This window comes from Paracidovorax valerianellae, from assembly GCF_900102625.1.
Classification (GTDB): Bacteria; Pseudomonadota; Gammaproteobacteria; order Burkholderiales; family Burkholderiaceae_C; genus Paracidovorax; species Paracidovorax valerianellae.
Window position 1 is genome coordinate 495,000 of the sequence record NZ_FMZC01000003.1, and the last position, 16,484, is coordinate 511,483.

A 16,484-nucleotide genomic window follows, 5' to 3' on the forward strand; every position below is an offset into this window, starting at 1 on the left:
ATCCATTTCAATAATTCGGGAGAAACTTTCACATGCTGCACTTCGGTCCCCTCAAGGTCGCCACCCGCCTGGCCCTGCTCCTTGCGTTCTTGTGCCTGCTGGCTGCGGGGGTCGGCACCGCCGGCCTGCTGGGCATGGCGGGCTCCAACGCTTCGCTCGTTTCGGTCTACCACGACCGGGTCGTGCCGCTCAAACAGATCAAGGTGGTGGCCGACGCGTACGCCGTCAACGTGGTCGACACGGCGCACAAGGTGCGCGATGGCGCCATGACGGCGCAGCAGGGGTTGGAATCGATCGCCAGCGCGCGCAAGGACATCGTCTCGCAATGGTCGGCCTACCTGGGCACCACCCTGATCGGCGAGGAGCGCCGGCTGGTGGGCGAATTCCGCCCGCTGCAGGTGGCGGCCGACGCCGCCGTGGCGCGGCTGGAAAGCCTGCTGCAGGCCGGCGACATCGCGGGCCTGACCGCATTCGCCGCCCGTGAGATGTACCCGGCGCTCGATCCGCTGCAGAACGTGCTGTCGTCGCTGACGCAGGTGCAGCTCGAAGTAGCCCGCGCCGATTACGAATCCGCCGCAACCGCCTTCGACCACACGCGCCTTTGGATCGTGGCGGTGGTGGCCGCGGGCGTGCTGGCGGCGCTCGGCTTCGGGTATCTGGTGGCGCGCAGCATCCTGCGCGAACTGGGCGCCGAACCGGCCACCGCCGCCGCCCTGGCGCGCAGCGTGGCGCAGGGCGACCTCACGGTAGCCATCGCCCTCGCCCCCGGCGACGAAACCAGCCTGATGGCGCAGCTGCGCCACATGCGCGACCACCTCGCCGCCGTGGTGTCCGCCATCCATGAAAGCGCCGAAAGCGTCTCGGCCGCCGCGGTGCAGATCGCCCAGGGCAACGGCGACCTCTCGGCCCGCACCGAGGGTCAGGCCGGCGCACTGCAGCAGACCGCGGCGTCGATGGAGCAACTGAGCGCCACCGTGCGCCACAACGCCGACAGCGCGCGGCAGGCCGACCAATTGGCGCAGACGGCCTCCGCCGTGGCCCGCGAGGGCGGCGCGGTGGTATCGGACGTGATCGAGACCATGCGCGGCATCAACGACAGCAGCCGCAAGATCGCGGACATCACCGGGGTGATCGACGCCATCGCCTTTCAGACCAACATCCTTGCGCTCAACGCCGCGGTGGAAGCGGCCCGGGCCGGCTCCGAAGGCCGCGGCTTCGCGGTGGTGGCGACCGAAGTGCGGCACCTGGCGCAGCGCGCCGCGCAGGCGGCCGGCGAGATCAAGGGCCTGATCGCCGCCAGCGTGGAGCGGGTCAATGCCGGCACGGCGCTGGTCGACCGCGCGGGCCGGACCATGGGCAGCGTGGTGAGCAGCATCGGCGGCCTGACCGGGCTGGTGGGCGAAATCACCGCCGCCAGCCGCGAGCAGAGCGAAGGCGTGGACCAGATCAACGGCGCCGTGACGCAGATGGACCAGACCACCCAGCACAACGCCGCCATGGTGGAAGAGATGGCCGCCGCCGCATCGGCCCTGAGCAGCCGCGCACGCGAGCTGCTGGGGGCGGTCGCCGCCTTCAAGCTGCCGCACCGCCCTGCCCTGGCCCACCCGCACGTATCGCTGCGGCTGCTGCAGGCCTGATGGGTTGGCGGCCTCGGCCCCTGCTCAGGTCACTCCGAAGACTTCTTGCGCGCCCGCGGATGGGCCGCGTCGTACACCTTGGCCAGGTGCTGGAAATCGAGCCGCGTATAGACCTGGGTGGTGGTGATGTTGGCGTGGCCGAGCAGCTCCTGCACCGCCCGCAGGTCGCCGCTCGATTGCAGCAGGTGGCTGGCGAACGAGTGGCGCAGCATGTGCGGGTGCACCGGCGTCGTCAGCCCCGCCTGCTGGCTGCGCTGGCGCAGGCGCAGCCAGATCGATTGCGCCGTGAGACGTCGGCCGCGCTGGCCCACGAACAGCGCAGGCTCCAGCCGGGCCGAGGCCGCGCCGCCGAAGGGCTGCGGGCGCTGGGCCAGCCAGGTGTGCAGCGCAGCCAGCGCCGCGCTGCCCACGGGCACGCTGCGGCGCTTGGAGCCTTTGCCGAACACATGGGCTTCGCCGCCCTCCAGGTCGATCCAGCCGCGGCCCTGGCGCTGGGTGTCGGGGCCGGGCACGGCGTCCAGCCCCGCGAGTTCGCCCACGCGCAGCCCGCAGCCGTAAAGCAGCTCCACCATGGCGGCGTCGCGCGCCTCCAGCCAGGGGTCGCCGCCGGCATGTTCGAAATCGGCCAGGCGCACCGCGTCGTCCACGGCCAGGGCCTTGGGCAGCGGCTTGGGTGCGCGCGGCGCCCGCACGCCCTGCACCGGGTTGTGCGGCACGAGGCCCTGCTGCCCGGCCCAGGTGAAGAAGCCGCGCCAGCCCGAGAGGATGAGGGCGATGCCGCGCCCGCTGCGCCCGCCGCTGTGCATCAGCGCCACGAAGCGGCGGATGTGCCCGGTCGTGAGCCGCAGCAGCGGCACGCCCGCGCCTTCGGCAAAGCGGGCGAGCTTTTCCAGGTCCAGCGTGTACAGGGCCAGGGTGCGCGCGGCCAGGCGCTTTTCGACCCGAACGTGCTCCAGGTAGCGCAGCACCATCGGGTCGGGAGGCAGCGCGGCGGGAGCACCTTCGGCCGGGCCATCGGCCGGATCGCTCAGGCGCTGGGCCGGCTGCGCTGCGGCCGGGACCGGTTCCGGGTCAACGGGCACCGTGTCAGTCATGGCGGTCATGGCGGTCATGCGATCAAGGCATCGCTGGGCGCCAACCGTGGCGGGCGCCCCGGCGTCAGCGCAGCCGCGAGAGCGCGCCGCTGGCCAGTTCGGCCATGCGGGCGAGAAAGTCGGTGCCCATGGACGCATCGAAGCGCAGCGGGTCGGGCGAGCCCAGCACCAGCAGGCCGAACGCCGGCGACGGGCTGTCGATCGCGCCTTCACGCAGCGGCAGCAGGGCCAGCGACTGCACCTGACCGGCGTCGGGCAGCCAGGCCGTGGGCTCGAAGCCCAGGTTGGGGCCGCAGAACGGCATGGTGAGCGACGAGGCGAAGGCGCGGGCATCGGCGCTGGCGCCCTGCGCGTAGTCGGCGCCGGCATAGGTGGGCGCCACATCCCACAGCCGCAGCGCGGCCTGCGGCACGTCGAACAGGCGGCGGATGCCTTCCTCGACCACGAACGGCAGGCTGGACGGGTTGCGGGCCTCGGCCAGCTCGCGCGTCCAGCGGTGGATCTTCTGGGCGATGGCGGCGTTCTCGTTGCTGTTGCGCACCATTTCCATGATGCGTTGCTCCAGGCCCTTGATCTTCTCGCGCAGCATCTCGGCCTGGCGCTCTTGCAGGCTCACGGCGCGCTGGCCGTGGGGGCTGGTGATCTGCACGCTAGCCAGCACTTCGGCGTGGCGCTCGAAAAAGCCCGGCGTCTGCGCCAGGAACTCGGCGATGTCGTCTTCGGTGATGGGAGGAACCTGGGTGCTGCTTGGGGACATGGTCATGGTGCGTCGGGAATGTCGATCTGGCCTTCGAAAACGGTCGTGGAGGGGCCGGTCATGAAGACCGGGTCCGCGTCGCCGCCGTTCCAGGCGATGGTGAGGAGGCCGCCGCGCGTCTGCACGTCCACGCGCGCGTCGAGCAGCCCCAGGCGGATGCCGGTGGCCACGGCGGCGCAGGCGCCCGTGCCGCAGGCCAGCGTCTCGCCGGCGCCGCGCTCGTACACGCGCAGGCGCACATGGGTGCGGTCCACGATTTGAAGGAAGCCGGCGTTCACACGCTGCGGAAAGCGCGCGTGGCGCTCGATGAGGGGGCCGGCCTGGGCGACGGGCGCGGTGTCCACGTCGTCCACCAGCTGCACCGCGTGCGGATTGCCCATGGAAGCAACTGCTACCAAAGTAATAGCACTGCCCCCTACTGAATCATGCGCCAGAGGCCATTTTTGCCCTGAACCCTGCGCCACCGGCACGAGGCTGGCCGTGTCGAACGGCACGCGAGCGGGGTCGAACACGGGGCAGCCCATGTCCACCGTCACGCGGCCATCGGGCGTGAGTTCGGGCGCGATGTCGCCGGAGCGCGTGCGCACGCGGATACGGTCCTTGCCGGTCAGGCCCTTGTCGCGCACGAAGCGGGCGAAGCAGCGGGCGCCGTTGCCGCACTGCTCCACCTCGCCGCCGTCGGCGTTGTGGATCAGGTATTCGAAGTCGATGCCCTCGGCGGGCGAGGGACGGACGGTGAGGATCTGGTCGGCGCCCACGCCGAAGTGGCGGTCGCCCAGGAAACGGTATTGCGCGGCGGTCAGGCCGAGGCGGCCCTGCGTTTCATCGATCACGACGAAATCGTTGCCCGCGCCCTGCATCTTGGTGAAGCGGATGTGCATGGGGCCGGATTATCGTCGCCATGCCGGCCCGCGATGTAACGGTTCAGCCGCTGGCCACGGCCAGCGCCGCGTAGTCGCCCACCTTCAGGCCCAGCCCGGCCGGCACCAGCTGCACGCCGGCCGTGAGCGCCGGCAGGTGCGCCGACACCTCGGTCTGCAGGGGCGGCAGCAGGTAGTCCTGGTGGTGCAGGAATACGCTGCCACCGATGCTGATGCGCTGCAGGTCCAGCGTGGCCACCAGGTTGTAGAGCATGCGGCCCAGCACCCGGCACATGCCCGCGACGGCGGCGTGCGCTTCGGCATCGCCCCGCTTGGCGGCGTCCACCAGTTGCTCGGCATCGCGGCCGAAGCGGCGCGGCATCGAATTGCCAGCCACCAGCGATTCGACGTCGCCCACATTGCCGCAGCCGCACAGCGCATCGCCCGGCCCGTCGCTGGAAAAGCTGTGGCCCGCATGGCCCGCATTGCCGCTCTTGCCGCGCAGCACCCGGCCATCCACGCACAGGCCCACGCCTACGCCAGTGCTCCAGGTCACGTAGGCGCAGTGGTCCAGGCCCTGCAGCGCGCCCCAGCGGCGTTCGGCCAGCAAGGCAGCCACGGCATCGTTTTGCGCATGCACCACGCCCAGCGCGGCCGCCAGCGGCGCCTGGATGGGGATCTGCTTCCAGTCGTTGGGCGCATCGCGTTCGGGGCCAGCCAGGCCGCCGCAGATGTTGGGGGTGGCCAGCTCGACCTGGCCGTCGCGCAGCGCGAAGGGGCCGCAGGCGGACACGCCGGTGGAATGCAGTTGCGCGCGGGTGATGCCGGCTTCGGCGCAGGCTTCGTCCACCATGCGCAGGGCCTGCCGGGCAAGAGCGTCTGGGGCGCCGGTCTTGGCCGTGGGTTCGGTGCGGCGGGCCACCAGTTCGGCCAGGCCGGTGCCGGCGGGGGCCAGGGCGACGGCGATCTTCGTGCCGCCGATGTCAATGCATGCTCTCATCTCCACCTCGCGTATCTGTCGTACAAGGCCTGCGCCGGCCGGCCGCCGCACAGGGCGGCGTCAGCGGGCGAGGGCGATGCTCGGCAGTATGGGCGCCACGGCGGCCCTGCCATGTAGGCCTGTGCCTCCCGCTGGCGCGGCCGGCCGCGGTGTCAGATGGAGTAGCCCAGGACCATCGCCACGCCGGGTTCCTTGTTCGGGCGGCTGAAGCTCTCACGGCTCAGGCGGGCCATGGGCAGGTTGAACTGGTCGTTGGCGAACCACTTCTTGTACAGCGGATCGATCTCGCGGCTCGAAAACAGGCGGTTCAGCGTGCGGTCCACCACGGCCGCCAGATCGGCATCGCCGCGGCGCATCATGATCGCGTAAGGCTCGACCGACAGCACGAACTTGCTGAGCGCAACCTTGTCCGCCGCCTTGTTCTTGGTCGCCATGCCGAGCAGCAGCGAATCGTCGTTGGCATAGGCGCGCACGGTGCCGTCCTGAAAGGCCTTGTAGGCCTCGGTGTCCGACGCGAAGACCTTGAGCTGCATCTTCACTTCATTGACGGCAAGCTGGGTCAGGAGCTTCTCGGACGTCGTGCCCTTGCTCACCGCCACGGGCATGCCGGCCAGGTCTTGCAGCACATCCATCTTCACGCCCTTGGGCACCAGCACGCGAATGCCAGCCACGAAGACGGTGTTGCTGAAGCTCACGCGTTCCTGGCGGGCCTTGGTGTTGGTGGTGGAGCCGCATTCGAGGTCGATCTCGCCGGCCTCCAGCTTGGGGATGCGCTCCGTGCCGCTCACCACCTTGTATTTCACGTCCAGCTCCTTGAGCTTGAGCGTGCGCTTGATCTCTTCCACCGCGGCCAGGCACAGGTCGACGGAATAGCCGGCCGGCGCCTTCTTGTCGTCCAGGAACGAAAACGGCCAGGCCGCTTCGCGCACGCCCAGGGTGATGGAATGGGTTTCCTGAATGCGTTGCATCGTGTTGGCCGGCGCCTGGGCGGAGGCGGACAGCGGCACGAGGGCGCAGGCGAGCAGCGGCAGCAGCCGGGCGATGGAGCGGAACATGGGAACGACTTTCGAAGGAGCGGCCGGGAGACCGTAGCCAGGGGCGCCCAGTGTGGCAAGGGCAGATGGAGAATTGGTGACAGGCGTGTGGAGGCCCTACACCCATTTGGCGATCACGCTGGCCAGGGCACTGAGCAGCAGGGTGCTGGTGAGCGGAATGAACCACTCGCGCCCGAAGAGCCTGAACCGGAAGTCTCCCGGCAACCGCCCCATTCCCAGCCGCTGCAGCAATGGCGTGAGGCCATTGATGAGCACCAGCGCGAGGAAAACGACGATCAGCCAGCGAAACATGGGCTGGGAGTTTAGGGCTTGCCGGCGCGGATGGCCCGGCGATTGGCCCTGCCCGGCGGATGGGTGCGCCGCGAGGGCGGCCTCGCCAGGCACTTTTTCAGCGCTGCACGCCCCAGCGCCGCACCGTCAGCCGCTCCAGCGTGTGAAAGCCCAGCGTCTCCACCAGCAGCCCGATCAGGATCACGAGTGCAAGGCCCGCGAACACCTTGTCGGTATAAAGCTCGTTGCGGTTCTGGAAGATGTACCAGCCGAGCCCGCCCTTGCCCGACGAGGCGCCGAACACCAGCTCGGCCGCGATCAGCGTGCGCCAGGCGAAGGCCCAGCCGATCTTCAGGCCCGACAGGATGGAGGGCAGCGCGGCGGGCACCAGGATCTGCAGCACGTACCGGATGCCCGTGAGCCCGTAGTTGCGCCCGGCCATGCGCAGGGTTTCGGGCACGCCCTGAAATCCAGCGTAGGTGGCCAGCGACAGCGGCCACAGCACCGAATGCACCAGCACGAACACCAAACTGCCCTGCCCCAGGCCGAACCACAGCAGCGCCAGCGGCAGCAGCGCGATCGCGGGCAGCGGGTTGAACATCGACGTGAGCGTGGACAGCAGGTCGCGCCCGAACTGCGTGGACACGGCCAGCGTGGTGAGCACGAAGGCCCCCGCGATGCCGGCCAGATAGCCCTTGAGCAGCACCGACAGCGAAATGGCCGCCTTGGCCAGCAGTTCGCCCGACGCCAGCCCTTCGCCCAGCGCCCGTGCGGTCTGCAAGAACGTGGGCAGCAGCAGATCGTTGTTCTGCCAGCGCGCCAGCACCTCCCACAGCACCGCGAGCACGGCCAGGATGGCCAGGCGGCGCACGGCCCCGTGCTGCCAGATCCGCGCGACGAGTGGCAGCGGCTGCTCCGGCGCGATGCCGGCCAGGGGCACGAGCGGGCCTTCGAACTCGGGGCGCACGGGTGGCTCGGGTCGCTCGGGCCGCGCGCGCAGCGCGGTGTCCACGGGATGGGTCAGGGCTGCGGTCATACGGAAATCTGAAACGGCAAGGTGCCACCATGGCGTGGAGGTGGCGAAGCAGCAGCCCGTTCGTGCGCCTGCACCTCGGCCTGCACCTGCCCGCTCGTCTCATCGCCACGACTGCCTTCACCGGGCGCGGCCTCGTCGAACAGCAGCCGGTGGATGCGCTGCGCGGTGGCCTGGAACGCGGTGCCGCCCAGGCTGTGCAGCCCGAACTGGTGGCAGTTGACCTCGGCGCGCAGCCGGCCGGGGTGCGGCGACAGGATGGCGATGCGGTTGCCCACCACCAGCGCTTCTTCGATCGAATGGGTGACGAAGATCAGCGTGAATCGAAACTCGTCCCACAGCCCCAGCAGTTCTTCCTGCATGCGGCGGCGCGTGAGCGCATCGAGCGCGGCGAAAGGCTCGTCCATCAGCAGCACGCGCGGCTGCATGGCCAGGGCGCGGGCGATGGCCACGCGCTGCTTCATGCCGCCCGACAGCTGGTGCGGATGGACGTCGGCGAACTTCGTCAGCCCCACCTTGTCCAGGTACAGCGCCGCGCGCTCCGCAGCTTCCGATCGGCTGGCGCGGCGCGCGGCCAGCAGTGGAAACATGACGTTCTCGCGCACGGTCTTCCAGGGCGGCAACTGGTCGAACTCCTGGAACACCACCACGCGGTCGGGACCCGGCCGCGTGACCGGCTGGCCGTCGAGCACGATGCGGCCCTCGCTCGGCGCGATGAAGCCTGCGATGGCCTTGAGCAAGGTCGATTTGCCGCAGCCAGAAGCGCCCAGCAGCACGAAGCGGTCGGCCGCATGCACGTCGAAACCGACCCGGTGCGTAGCGCGCACGGCGGTGTCGCGCGTGCGGTAGTCGATGCTGACGCCTTCCACCCGCAGCAGCGCAGGGGATATGGCCTCAGCCCCCAGCGGGCTTGCAGACAGTGCCGGCAGCGCGCACTCGCCGCCCCCGGCCGCGCCGGTTTCGGGGTCCAGGCGCTCCATGAGCGCGGGGTTCAGGGATCGGAACCGCATGGCGTGGCGTCAGCTGCCGCCGGCGGTGTGGGCGTCGTCGAAGAAATAGTCCTTGAGCGCGGCAGGCGCGTTCTTGATCGCCCCCACGCGGTGCAGGAACTGCCCCATGCCGAGCGTGTTCTCGGGGCGCACCTTGAACTGGACCTCGGGGTTTTTGATGATCTTGAGCAGCAGATCGCGGTCGGTCTTGGCACCGGTCACGCGCAGGTAGATGTCGGCCGCTTTCTCAGGGTTGGCGGCGATGAACTTCGCTGCCTCGTCCAGGCCGTCGAGGAACGCCTTGTAGGTCTTGGGGCTCTCGTTGCGGAATTTCTCGGTGGCGTATAGCACCGTGGCCGACGACGGCCCGCCCAGCACGTCGTACGAATTGAGCACGATGCGGGCGGCTGGGTTGCCGGCCAGTTCCTGCTCCTGGAACGGCGGGTTGCCGAAGTGGCCCGAAATCTCGGTGCCGCCCTTGATGATGGCCGCCGCGGCATCGGGGTGCGGCAGGGCGACCTGGATCTTGTCCAGGCGGTTGAACTCTTTGTCGCCCCACAGCTTGGCCGAAGCCATCTGCAGCACGCGCGATTGCACCGACACGCCCACGGCCGGCAGGGCGATGCGGTCCTGGTCGGTGAAGTCGGCCAGGGTCTTCACCTTGGGGTTGTTGCTCACCAGGTAGTACGGAAAGTTGCCCAGCGATGCCACGCCCTTCACGTTCTGGCGGCCCTTGGTGCGGTCCCACAGCGTGAACAGCGGGCCCACGCCCGCCCCCGCGATGTCGATGTTGCCGGACAGCAGCGCATCGTTCACCGCAGAGCCGCCCGACAGCTGGAGGTAATCGACCTTGATGTCGATGCCCGCGGCCTTGCCGTGCTTTTCGATGAGCTTCTGGTCCTGCGCCACGTTCAGCAGCAGATACACCACGCCGAACTGCTGGGCGATGCGCAATTGGCCTTCGGCCGCCTGCGCGGCGGCGGGCAACGCCATGCCGCAAGCCATCAGGCCGGCAGCGGCCAGGGCGGCGAAAGTGCGGCGGGCGGCGCCGCGGCGTGATGGCTGGAACATGGTGGGCGTTTCCTGGGAAAGATCGGTGGAGCTAAAAAAAGAGCGAAAACCAGAACGCAAAGCGAGCGGCATCGATGCAGTCAGAACGTCAAGTCGCCCTCGACAGTGGTGCGGTAGAGCTTGCGCCGCTCGCTGTCGGGCGTGCCGGCCGCCAGGTGCATGACGGAGCGGTTGTCCCAGAACACCAGGTCGTGCGGCTGCCAGCGGTGCCGGTACAGAAAATCCGGCCGCACGCTGGCCGCGAACAGTTCGTCCAGCAGCGCACGGCTTTCGTCCTCGGGCAGGCCGACGATGCGCGTGGTGAAGTGCTCGCTCACGAAGAGCGCCTTGCGGCCGGTTTCGGGATGCGTGCGCACCACCGGGTGCACGGCAGGCGCCACCTCGTCGATCTGCGCCTGCGTGAGTTTCGGGCGCCAGGGGTTGCGGGCGCGCAGCTCTTCGTACTTGGCCAGGTAGCTGTGCTCGGCCGACAGCGATGCGATGGCCGTCTTGAGCGCTTCCGGCAAGGCGTCGTAGGCCGCGTGCTGGTCGGCGAACAGCGTGTCGCCGCCCTCGCCCGGCAGTTCCTGCGCGTGCAGCAGGGAGCCCAGGCTGGGCTTTTCCTTGTACGACAGATCGGAGTGCCAGTAGTGCCCGGCATCGCCCAGCCCGATGGGCTGGCCACCGGCGTCCTTGATGTTGGAGACGATCAGGATCTCGGGGTGGCCGGCCAACTGGAAGTTCTTCAGCACGTGGATCTGCAGCGGGCCGAAGCGGCGGCTGAATTCGATGTGCTGGCGCGGCGTGATGCGCTGGTCGCGAAACACCAGCACGTGGTGATCCAGGTGCGCCTGGTGGATGCGGGAGAAGTCCTTCGCGCCGATGGGCCGGGACAGATCGAGCCCGACCACCTCGGCGCCCAGCGCGCCTGCAGCGCCAGGGGCGGAGCGGATGTCGAACCGCTGGGGTTCGGCACCGCCCGGCGCGGTCGAAAGAGAGGAAACGGTGGCGGATGAAGCGGGAGACAGAACGGCCGACATGGTGAGCAACCTTTGAGCGGGCCCGGTGGGGCCTGGAGGTTTGCCACTTTATTCAGCACGCCTGCGATCCGGAACGAATGATTTATCAGTTGTTAACTACTAAAACATCTATTCAAGGCTGTCGCAGGTCATCACACAGCTTCTCCACGGCCCTTCAGGGTCAAAGTTGCCGCAGAGACCAATCCATTAAAATCTCAAAAAAGGAATAACATTCACAAATCATTCTTCAAACAAGAACATCATGGACCCCGAATCGTTGAAGATTTTCTGTGCGGTGGCGAACGAACTCAGTGTGACGCAGGCCTCCGCCCGGCTCGGGCGTGCGCCCTCCAACGTCACGACGCGCATCCAGAACCTGGAGGCGCACCTGGGCGTGGAACTGTTCGTGCGGTCCGGCAAGCGCATGCACCTGTCCACGGCGGGAGAGCGGTTGGTGGGCTATGCCCAGCGCCTGCTGTCGCTGCAGGACGAAGCCGAAGAAGCCGTGGCCGGCGGGCGCGAGGGCGGCATGCTGCGCATCGGCAGCATGGAAAGCACGGCGGCCAGCCGGCTTCCCCGCCCCCTGGCGTCGCTCTGCAAAACCCATCCTTCCGTACGGCTGGAAGTGTCCACCGGCACCTCGCAAAGCCTGTTGGACGCGGTTCGCACCGGCCGGCTGGACTGCGCCTTCGTGGCACTGCAGCCCGGCCTGGACGACGCTGCCGCGCTGGCGGAACTCGGGTTGCAAGCCCGCGCGGTCTGGAGGGAAACGCTGGTGCTGCTGCTTCCTCCCAACGAAAAGGCCAGGACCCTGGGTGCCGTCCAGACCCGAAGTCTCGCCGCCTTCCGCCAGGGCTGCGTGTACCGAGCCATCGCGCAAGAGGCACTGGGCATCGACGGCGATCCGAAATGGTCCGTTCAGGAGATGGGCTCCTACCATGCGATGGTGGCGGGGGTGGCTGCCGGGGCCTGCGTGTCGCTGCTGCCGAAGAGCGTGCTCGGGCTGACGGCCCCCGCATCGCCCGCGCTGCGCACGCTGAAGGTCGGGACGGCCACGACCTGGCTGCTCTCACGGGCGGGGTTCAACGCCTCGCCGTTCCAGGCGCTGACCCAGGCGCTGGACGGAGAGCCGGCATGAGCGCGACTGCACACCACGGCCACGCCGGGCTGCGGCCATCGTTTCACGCAGCGCTGCTGCTGGCGGTCGGCATGGGCATCGGCCGTTTCTCGTTCACTGCGCTCTACCCGTACATGGTGGCCGAGGGCCTGATCGATGTGGCCACCGGGGGCCTGGCCGCATCGGCCAACTACGCGGGCTACCTGCTGGGTGCCATGCTGGCCATGAGGACGCGCGCCCACAATGCGCGCGCCATGTGCGTCGCAGCCACGCTGGGCACCGTCGCTTGCCTGGCCTTGCTGGGCCTTGCCAACGCGGCCGTGTTCATCGTCGTGGTGCGGGGCCTGGCCGGGGCCTTCAGTGCGCTGGCGATGGTCGCTGCGTCCACCTGGCTGCTCGAACACCGCAAGCATGCCCATGGCGCGCCACTGCTCTACGGGGGCGTGGGAATCGGGATCGCCGTTTCGGCGGAACTGCTCGTCGCCGGTGTCGATGCTGGCCTCCAGAGCCACGGGCTGTGGTGGCTGCTGACGGCGGTTTCGGCCGTGACCGGGTTGGCGGCGCTGGCCGGCCTCGCGGGTCCGGAAAAAGAGCGGCTCGCTGCCGAAGCCGTTGCAATGCCCGTGAACGCACCGCCTACCCCACCGGCCTCCCCGGCCGTCAACCGGGCTGCCCTCACCGCGGTCTATGCCCTGGCCGGTTTCGGCTACATCATCACCGCGACCTACCTGCCGCTGCTGATGAGCAAGGCGCTGCCGGGCACCAACGTGGCGCACACCTGGGCGCTGTTCGGGCTGAGCGCCGCGCCCTCCTGCTACCTGTGGCATTTCGCGCACCGGCGCCTGGGCACGTCCCGGGCCATGGCGATCAACCTGCTGGTGCAAGCCTGCGGGGTCAGCCTGCCCGTGCTCTCCAGCGCAGCAGCCGCGCACATGCTCAGCGCCATCCTGGTGGGCGGCACTTTCCTGGGGGTGGTCACGATCGCCATGCCTGCGGCCCAACGCATCAGCCGAGCCACGGGAAGCAATCTGATGGCTCAACTGACCGTGGTCTACAGCCTGGGGCAGATTGCGGGCCCGCTGCTGGCCAGCGCCTTGTTCGGCATGACGCAGAGCTTCAACGCTGCGCTGGTGACGGCCTCCGCGGCGCTCTGCGTGGCGGCGGCCATCAGTCTTCGAAGGTTCTGACGGGGGACGGCCAGGGTCAGCGTCATGAAACTGACCTTGGGCCACGGCATATTCAAGGCTTGTGGCACTCCGTGCAAAGAACAGTCATCGGCACGGGCGCATCCAATGCACGTTTTCGGGCCTGCCGTTTCCAGGGCTTGGTTGACGTCCGGTGCCAGCCCGGCCGCCCTTCGGCCCTGGATGACGCTGTTCACCGTGGCCTCTTTTCTTCACGCGCTCACCAGGTCTTCGCTTCCCGAAGGCCGCCCAGCTTTCAAAGGGCATCATGGCGAGGCGGACTGCTGGACTTGATGCTGCTGCACGCAGCGGTCTGGCGCCGTGGCCGATGAAACCCGCGAACGAATCTTTTCGACAGGATTACAGGACATGCTGCAGGCAGAACGATTCATCCGCATCCGCACGCTGCTCACCACGCTCACCCGCGTGAGCACCGAGCGCATCGTGCAAGAGCTCGACGTGTCGCGCGAGACCGTGCGGCGCGACGTCGTCGAGCTGGAGGCGCAGGGCATTCTGCGCCGCGTGCACGGCGGCGTGGTGGCGCCCGGGCCCGAGCCCGAGCCGCCCCTGGCCGTCCGGCAGGCAGTGCGCGAGCGCGAAAAACGCGCCATTGCCCGCGCGGCGCTGCAGCAGTTGCAGCCGGGGCAGACGCTGTTCCTCGACGCCGGCAGCACCACGGCCATCCTTGCGGGCGAACTGTCGTCCCTGTCGGGCATGACGGTGGTGACCAACGGCCTGAACGTGGCGCTCAAGCTCGCCGGGGCCGATGCGGGGCGCGCGGCGCGCAACGACGTGATCCTGCTGGGCGGCCGCCCCAACCCCGAAGTGCAGGCCACCCAGGGCGACATCACCGTGGCCGAGATTTACCGCTACCGGGCCGACGTCGCGCTGCTCTCGCCCGTGGGCATCCATTGCCAGCACGGCGCTACCAGCTTCGACCACCATGAAGCAGCCATCGCCCGGGCGATGGCGGGCCAGGCGCAGCGGCTGATCGTGCTGGCCGACCACAGCAAGATCGGCCAGGCCAGCCGCGTGGTGTATGCGGGACTGCCCGAGATCGATACCATCGTCACCGATGCGGGGTCGCGCGCGCTGCCCGGACTGTCGGCGCTGCAGGCGGCCGGCAGCCACGTCATCGTCGCCTGACCCCCCCGCCGCCGGAAAGGTCCAGCCCGCCATGTCCACGAGCCGTTACCACCACACCGCCGGCGGTCAGCGCTGGCAGTTCCGCGACCTGGGCGACGTGATGGCCAAGGCCACGCCGGCCCGGTCGGGCGACGTGCTGGCGGGCATCGCCGCCGGCTCGGCGGTGGAACGCATGGCGGCGCGCATGTGCCTGGCCGACGTGCCGCTCGACCGCTTCCTGAACGAAGCGCTGGTGCCGTATGAAAGCGACGAGGTCACCCGCCTCATCATCGACACCCACGATGCCGAGGCCTTCGCCCCGGTCGCACACCTCACCGTGGGCGGGCTGCGCGACTGGCTGCTGGCCGCTGACAGCGCCGCGATGTCGGCCCTGGCGCCGGGCCTCACGCCCGAGATGGCGGCCGCGGTGAGCAAACTCATGCGCAACCAGGACCTGGTGTCGGTGGCGCGTAAATGCCGGGTCGTCACACGCTTTCGCAACACGCTCGGCCTGCCGGGCCACTTGGCCGTGCGGCTGCAGCCCAACCACCCCACGGACGACCTGCGCGGCATTGCCGCCTCGATGATCGACGGCCTGCTCTACGGCGCTGGCGACGCCGTGATCGGCATCAACCCCGCCACCGACAGCATCGCGGCGCTGACCGGGCTGGTGCACCGGCTGGACGAAGTAATCGCCAAGCTGCAGATCCCCACGCAATCGTGCGTGCTCACCCATGTGACCAACACCGTGCAGATGATCGAGCAGGGCGCGCCGGTGGACCTGGTGTTCCAGTCGATCGCCGGCACCGAGAAGGCCAATGCCGGCTTCGGCGTGAGCCTGGCGCTGCTGCGCGAGGCTCGCGAGGCCGCGCTGTCCCTGCGCCGCGGCACTCTGGGCGACAACGTGATGTATTTCGAGACCGGCCAGGGCAGCGCGCTGTCGGCCGATGCGCACCACGGCGTGGACCAGCAGACCTGCGAGGCGCGGGCCTACGGCGTGGCGCGTGCGTTCTCGCCGCTGCTCACCAACACCGTGGTCGGTTTCATCGGGCCGGAGTACCTGTACGACGGCAAGCAGATCATTCGGGCAGGCCTGGAAGACCACTTCTGCGGCAAGCTGCTGGGCGTGCCCCTGGGCTGCGACGTCTGCTACACCAACCATGCCGAAGCGGATTCGGACGACATGGACACGCTGATGACCCTGCTGGGCGTGGCGGGCCTGACCTTCATCATGGGCGTGCCGGGGGCCGACGACATCATGCTCAACTACCAGAGCACCTCGTTTCACGACGCGCTGTACCTGCGCGAGGTACTGGGCCTGAAGCGCGCACCCGAGTTCGAAGCCTGGCTGCAGCGCATGCACCTGGCCGACGGCGCGGGCCGGCTGCTGCCCGCCGCGCAACAGCAGCCGGCACTGGCGCAGTTGCGGCAGATCGGAGTTGCCTGATGCCACGTACCCCCTCCACCGCAGCCACCACGGACACCGGCCCCGCGCCGGACCCCTGGGACGACCTGCGCACCCACACCGCGGCGCGGCTGGCGCTGGGCCGCGCGGGCCACGCGATTCCGACCCGTGAACTGCTGGACTTCGGCCTGGCCCACGCCCAGGCCCGCGATGCCGTGCACCGGCCGCTCGATGTCGATGCACTGGCAACGCAACTTCAGGCGGCCGGCTGCACCACGCAGCAGGTCGCCAGCGCGGCGCCCGACCGCGCCACGTACCTGCTGCGCCCCGACCTGGGCCGCCGCCTCTGCGATGCCGACGCCGAGCGCCTGCGCAACGCGGCACCGGACGGCACAGCCCAGGCCGGTGCCGACCTGCTGCTGGTAGTGGCCGATGGCCTGTCCTCCCTCGCGGTCGAACGCAATGCCGTGCCGCTGATCCAAGCAGTGCTCGGCACGGCCCCGCAGGGCTGGCGCATCGGCCCGGTCGTGATCGCCACCCAGGCGCGCGTGGCCTTGGGCGACGAAGTGGCCACGCTGCTGGGCGCACACATGGTGGCGGTCCTGGTCGGCGAACGGCCGGGGCTGAGTTCTCCCGACAGCCTCGGCATCTACCTCACCTGGCACCCGCAGGTGGGCTGCAGCGATGCGCAGCGCAACTGCATCTCCAACGTTCGGCCCGAAGGGCTGGTGCCGGCCGCAGCGGCGGCGCGCCTGTGGTGGCTGTGCGGCGAAGCACGGCGCCTGGGGCTCACTGGAATCGGGTTGAAAGACCGCAGCGATGCTGCCGTCCTTTCCGCAGGGCCTGCGGCCGGCACGCTCCCTGGAGATTGAACGGCCACGCCGTCCCG

16 protein-coding genes are annotated in these 16,484 nt (G+C 69.3%); 6 read left to right on the top strand and 10 right to left on the bottom strand.

Going from position 1 to position 16,484, the window contains the following annotated elements:
- The first annotated feature begins 32 nt into the window (after nucleotides 1-32).
- Nucleotides 33-1,637, top strand: a complete 1,605-nt coding sequence (locus BLT03_RS07540) for a methyl-accepting chemotaxis protein (RefSeq protein ID WP_092741859.1) — start codon at nucleotides 33-35, stop codon at nucleotides 1,635-1,637.
- Between the two features lie 29 nt (nucleotides 1,638-1,666).
- On the opposite strand, the gene BLT03_RS07545 is transcribed toward BLT03_RS07540, so the two are convergent.
- The 10 genes from BLT03_RS07545 to BLT03_RS07590 all read right to left on the bottom strand — a co-directional run bounded on the left by BLT03_RS07545 (nucleotide 1,667) and on the right by BLT03_RS07590 (nucleotide 10,785).
- Nucleotides 1,667-2,608: a tyrosine recombinase XerC gene (locus BLT03_RS07545; RefSeq protein WP_092742049.1), complete on the bottom strand. Its 942-nt coding sequence runs from the start codon at nucleotides 2,606-2,608 to the stop codon at nucleotides 1,667-1,669.
- A gap of 187 nt (nucleotides 2,609-2,795) precedes the next feature.
- Nucleotides 2,796-3,488, bottom strand: coding sequence for a DUF484 family protein (locus BLT03_RS07550; RefSeq protein WP_092742051.1), 693 nt, complete (start codon nucleotides 3,486-3,488; stop codon nucleotides 2,796-2,798).
- A 2-nt stretch (nucleotides 3,489-3,490) separates the two neighbouring features.
- Complete coding sequence (dapF, locus tag BLT03_RS07555; protein WP_092741861.1) at nucleotides 3,491-4,369, bottom strand: diaminopimelate epimerase; 879 nt, start codon at nucleotides 4,367-4,369, stop codon at nucleotides 3,491-3,493.
- 43 nt (nucleotides 4,370-4,412) lie between these two features.
- A complete protein-coding gene (locus BLT03_RS07560) occupies nucleotides 4,413-5,348 on the bottom strand; it encodes an ROK family protein (protein ID WP_092741862.1) in 936 nt (311 codons plus the stop codon).
- A 152-nt stretch (nucleotides 5,349-5,500) separates the two neighbouring features.
- Nucleotides 5,501-6,403 carry an amino acid ABC transporter substrate-binding protein gene (locus tag BLT03_RS07565; RefSeq protein ID WP_092741864.1) on the bottom strand — a complete coding sequence of 301 codons (903 nt, stop codon included), beginning with the start codon at nucleotides 6,401-6,403 and terminating at the stop codon, nucleotides 5,501-5,503.
- 96 nt (nucleotides 6,404-6,499) lie between these two features.
- Nucleotides 6,500-6,694, bottom strand: coding sequence for a DUF2905 domain-containing protein (locus tag BLT03_RS07570; RefSeq protein ID WP_092741866.1), 195 nt, complete (start codon nucleotides 6,692-6,694; stop codon nucleotides 6,500-6,502).
- A gap of 97 nt (nucleotides 6,695-6,791) precedes the next feature.
- Entirely contained in the window at nucleotides 6,792-7,709 is a 918-nt protein-coding gene (locus tag BLT03_RS07575) for an ABC transporter permease (RefSeq protein WP_245711273.1), read from the bottom strand.
- Complete coding sequence (locus BLT03_RS07580; RefSeq protein ID WP_092741868.1) at nucleotides 7,706-8,716, bottom strand: ABC transporter ATP-binding protein; 1,011 nt, start codon at nucleotides 8,714-8,716, stop codon at nucleotides 7,706-7,708. The genes BLT03_RS07575 and BLT03_RS07580 overlap by 4 nt, the downstream gene beginning before the upstream one ends.
- A gap of 9 nt (nucleotides 8,717-8,725) precedes the next feature.
- Nucleotides 8,726-9,766 (bottom strand): ABC transporter substrate-binding protein, encoded by a 1,041-nt coding sequence (locus BLT03_RS07585; protein WP_092741870.1) that lies wholly within the window; start codon nucleotides 9,764-9,766, stop codon nucleotides 8,726-8,728.
- 80 nt (nucleotides 9,767-9,846) lie between these two features.
- Nucleotides 9,847-10,785: a TauD/TfdA dioxygenase family protein gene (locus BLT03_RS07590; RefSeq protein WP_092741872.1), complete on the bottom strand. Its 939-nt coding sequence runs from the start codon at nucleotides 10,783-10,785 to the stop codon at nucleotides 9,847-9,849.
- Between the two features lie 241 nt (nucleotides 10,786-11,026).
- Here BLT03_RS07590 and BLT03_RS07595 point away from each other — a divergent pair, with 241 nt between their 5' ends.
- From BLT03_RS07595 to eutC, 5 genes are all read left to right on the top strand, one after another.
- Nucleotides 11,027-11,902: a LysR family transcriptional regulator gene (locus BLT03_RS07595; RefSeq protein WP_092741874.1), complete on the top strand. Its 876-nt coding sequence runs from the start codon at nucleotides 11,027-11,029 to the stop codon at nucleotides 11,900-11,902.
- Nucleotides 11,899-13,068 carry a YbfB/YjiJ family MFS transporter gene (locus BLT03_RS07600; protein WP_092741876.1) on the top strand — a complete coding sequence of 390 codons (1,170 nt, stop codon included), beginning with the start codon at nucleotides 11,899-11,901 and terminating at the stop codon, nucleotides 13,066-13,068. The genes BLT03_RS07595 and BLT03_RS07600 overlap by 4 nt, the downstream gene beginning before the upstream one ends.
- Before the next feature lie 366 nt (nucleotides 13,069-13,434).
- Nucleotides 13,435-14,211 carry a DeoR/GlpR family DNA-binding transcription regulator gene (locus tag BLT03_RS07605; RefSeq protein WP_092741878.1) on the top strand — a complete coding sequence of 259 codons (777 nt, stop codon included), beginning with the start codon at nucleotides 13,435-13,437 and terminating at the stop codon, nucleotides 14,209-14,211.
- 31 nt (nucleotides 14,212-14,242) lie between these two features.
- Nucleotides 14,243-15,637 (top strand): ethanolamine ammonia-lyase subunit EutB, encoded by a 1,395-nt coding sequence (locus BLT03_RS07610; RefSeq protein WP_092741880.1) that lies wholly within the window; start codon nucleotides 14,243-14,245, stop codon nucleotides 15,635-15,637.
- Nucleotides 15,637-16,467, top strand: coding sequence for an ethanolamine ammonia-lyase subunit EutC (gene eutC, locus BLT03_RS07615; RefSeq protein WP_092741882.1), 831 nt, complete (start codon nucleotides 15,637-15,639; stop codon nucleotides 16,465-16,467). The genes BLT03_RS07610 and eutC overlap by 1 nt, the downstream gene beginning before the upstream one ends.
- The last annotated feature ends 17 nt before the right edge of the window (nucleotides 16,468-16,484 follow it).

Coding starts and splice junctions, on each gene's coding strand:
- BLT03_RS07560 (WP_092741862.1), bottom strand. CDS start 5,348: ATGAGAGCATGCATTGACATCGGCGGCACGAAGATCGCCGTCGCCCTG.
- BLT03_RS07605 (WP_092741878.1), top strand. CDS start 13,435: ATGCTGCAGGCAGAACGATTCATCCGCATCCGCACGCTGCTCACCACG.
- BLT03_RS07595 (WP_092741874.1), top strand. CDS start 11,027: ATGGACCCCGAATCGTTGAAGATTTTCTGTGCGGTGGCGAACGAACTC.
- BLT03_RS07545 (WP_092742049.1), bottom strand. CDS start 2,608: ATGGTGCTGCGCTACCTGGAGCACGTTCGGGTCGAAAAGCGCCTGGCC.
- BLT03_RS07580 (WP_092741868.1), bottom strand. CDS start 8,716: ATGCGGTTCCGATCCCTGAACCCCGCGCTCATGGAGCGCCTGGACCCC.
- BLT03_RS07540 (WP_092741859.1), top strand. CDS start 33: ATGCTGCACTTCGGTCCCCTCAAGGTCGCCACCCGCCTGGCCCTGCTC.
- BLT03_RS07590 (WP_092741872.1), bottom strand. CDS start 10,785: ATGTCGGCCGTTCTGTCTCCCGCTTCATCCGCCACCGTTTCCTCTCTT.
- BLT03_RS07575 (WP_245711273.1), bottom strand. CDS start 7,709: ATGACCGCAGCCCTGACCCATCCCGTGGACACCGCGCTGCGCGCGCGG.
- BLT03_RS07570 (WP_092741866.1), bottom strand. CDS start 6,694: ATGTTTCGCTGGCTGATCGTCGTTTTCCTCGCGCTGGTGCTCATCAAT.
- dapF (WP_092741861.1), bottom strand. CDS start 4,369: ATGCACATCCGCTTCACCAAGATGCAGGGCGCGGGCAACGATTTCGTC.
- BLT03_RS07610 (WP_092741880.1), top strand. CDS start 14,243: ATGTCCACGAGCCGTTACCACCACACCGCCGGCGGTCAGCGCTGGCAG.
- BLT03_RS07550 (WP_092742051.1), bottom strand. CDS start 3,488: ATGTCCCCAAGCAGCACCCAGGTTCCTCCCATCACCGAAGACGACATC.
- BLT03_RS07585 (WP_092741870.1), bottom strand. CDS start 9,766: ATGTTCCAGCCATCACGCCGCGGCGCCGCCCGCCGCACTTTCGCCGCC.
- BLT03_RS07565 (WP_092741864.1), bottom strand. CDS start 6,403: ATGTTCCGCTCCATCGCCCGGCTGCTGCCGCTGCTCGCCTGCGCCCTC.
- BLT03_RS07600 (WP_092741876.1), top strand. CDS start 11,899: ATGAGCGCGACTGCACACCACGGCCACGCCGGGCTGCGGCCATCGTTT.
- eutC (WP_092741882.1), top strand. CDS start 15,637: ATGCCACGTACCCCCTCCACCGCAGCCACCACGGACACCGGCCCCGCG.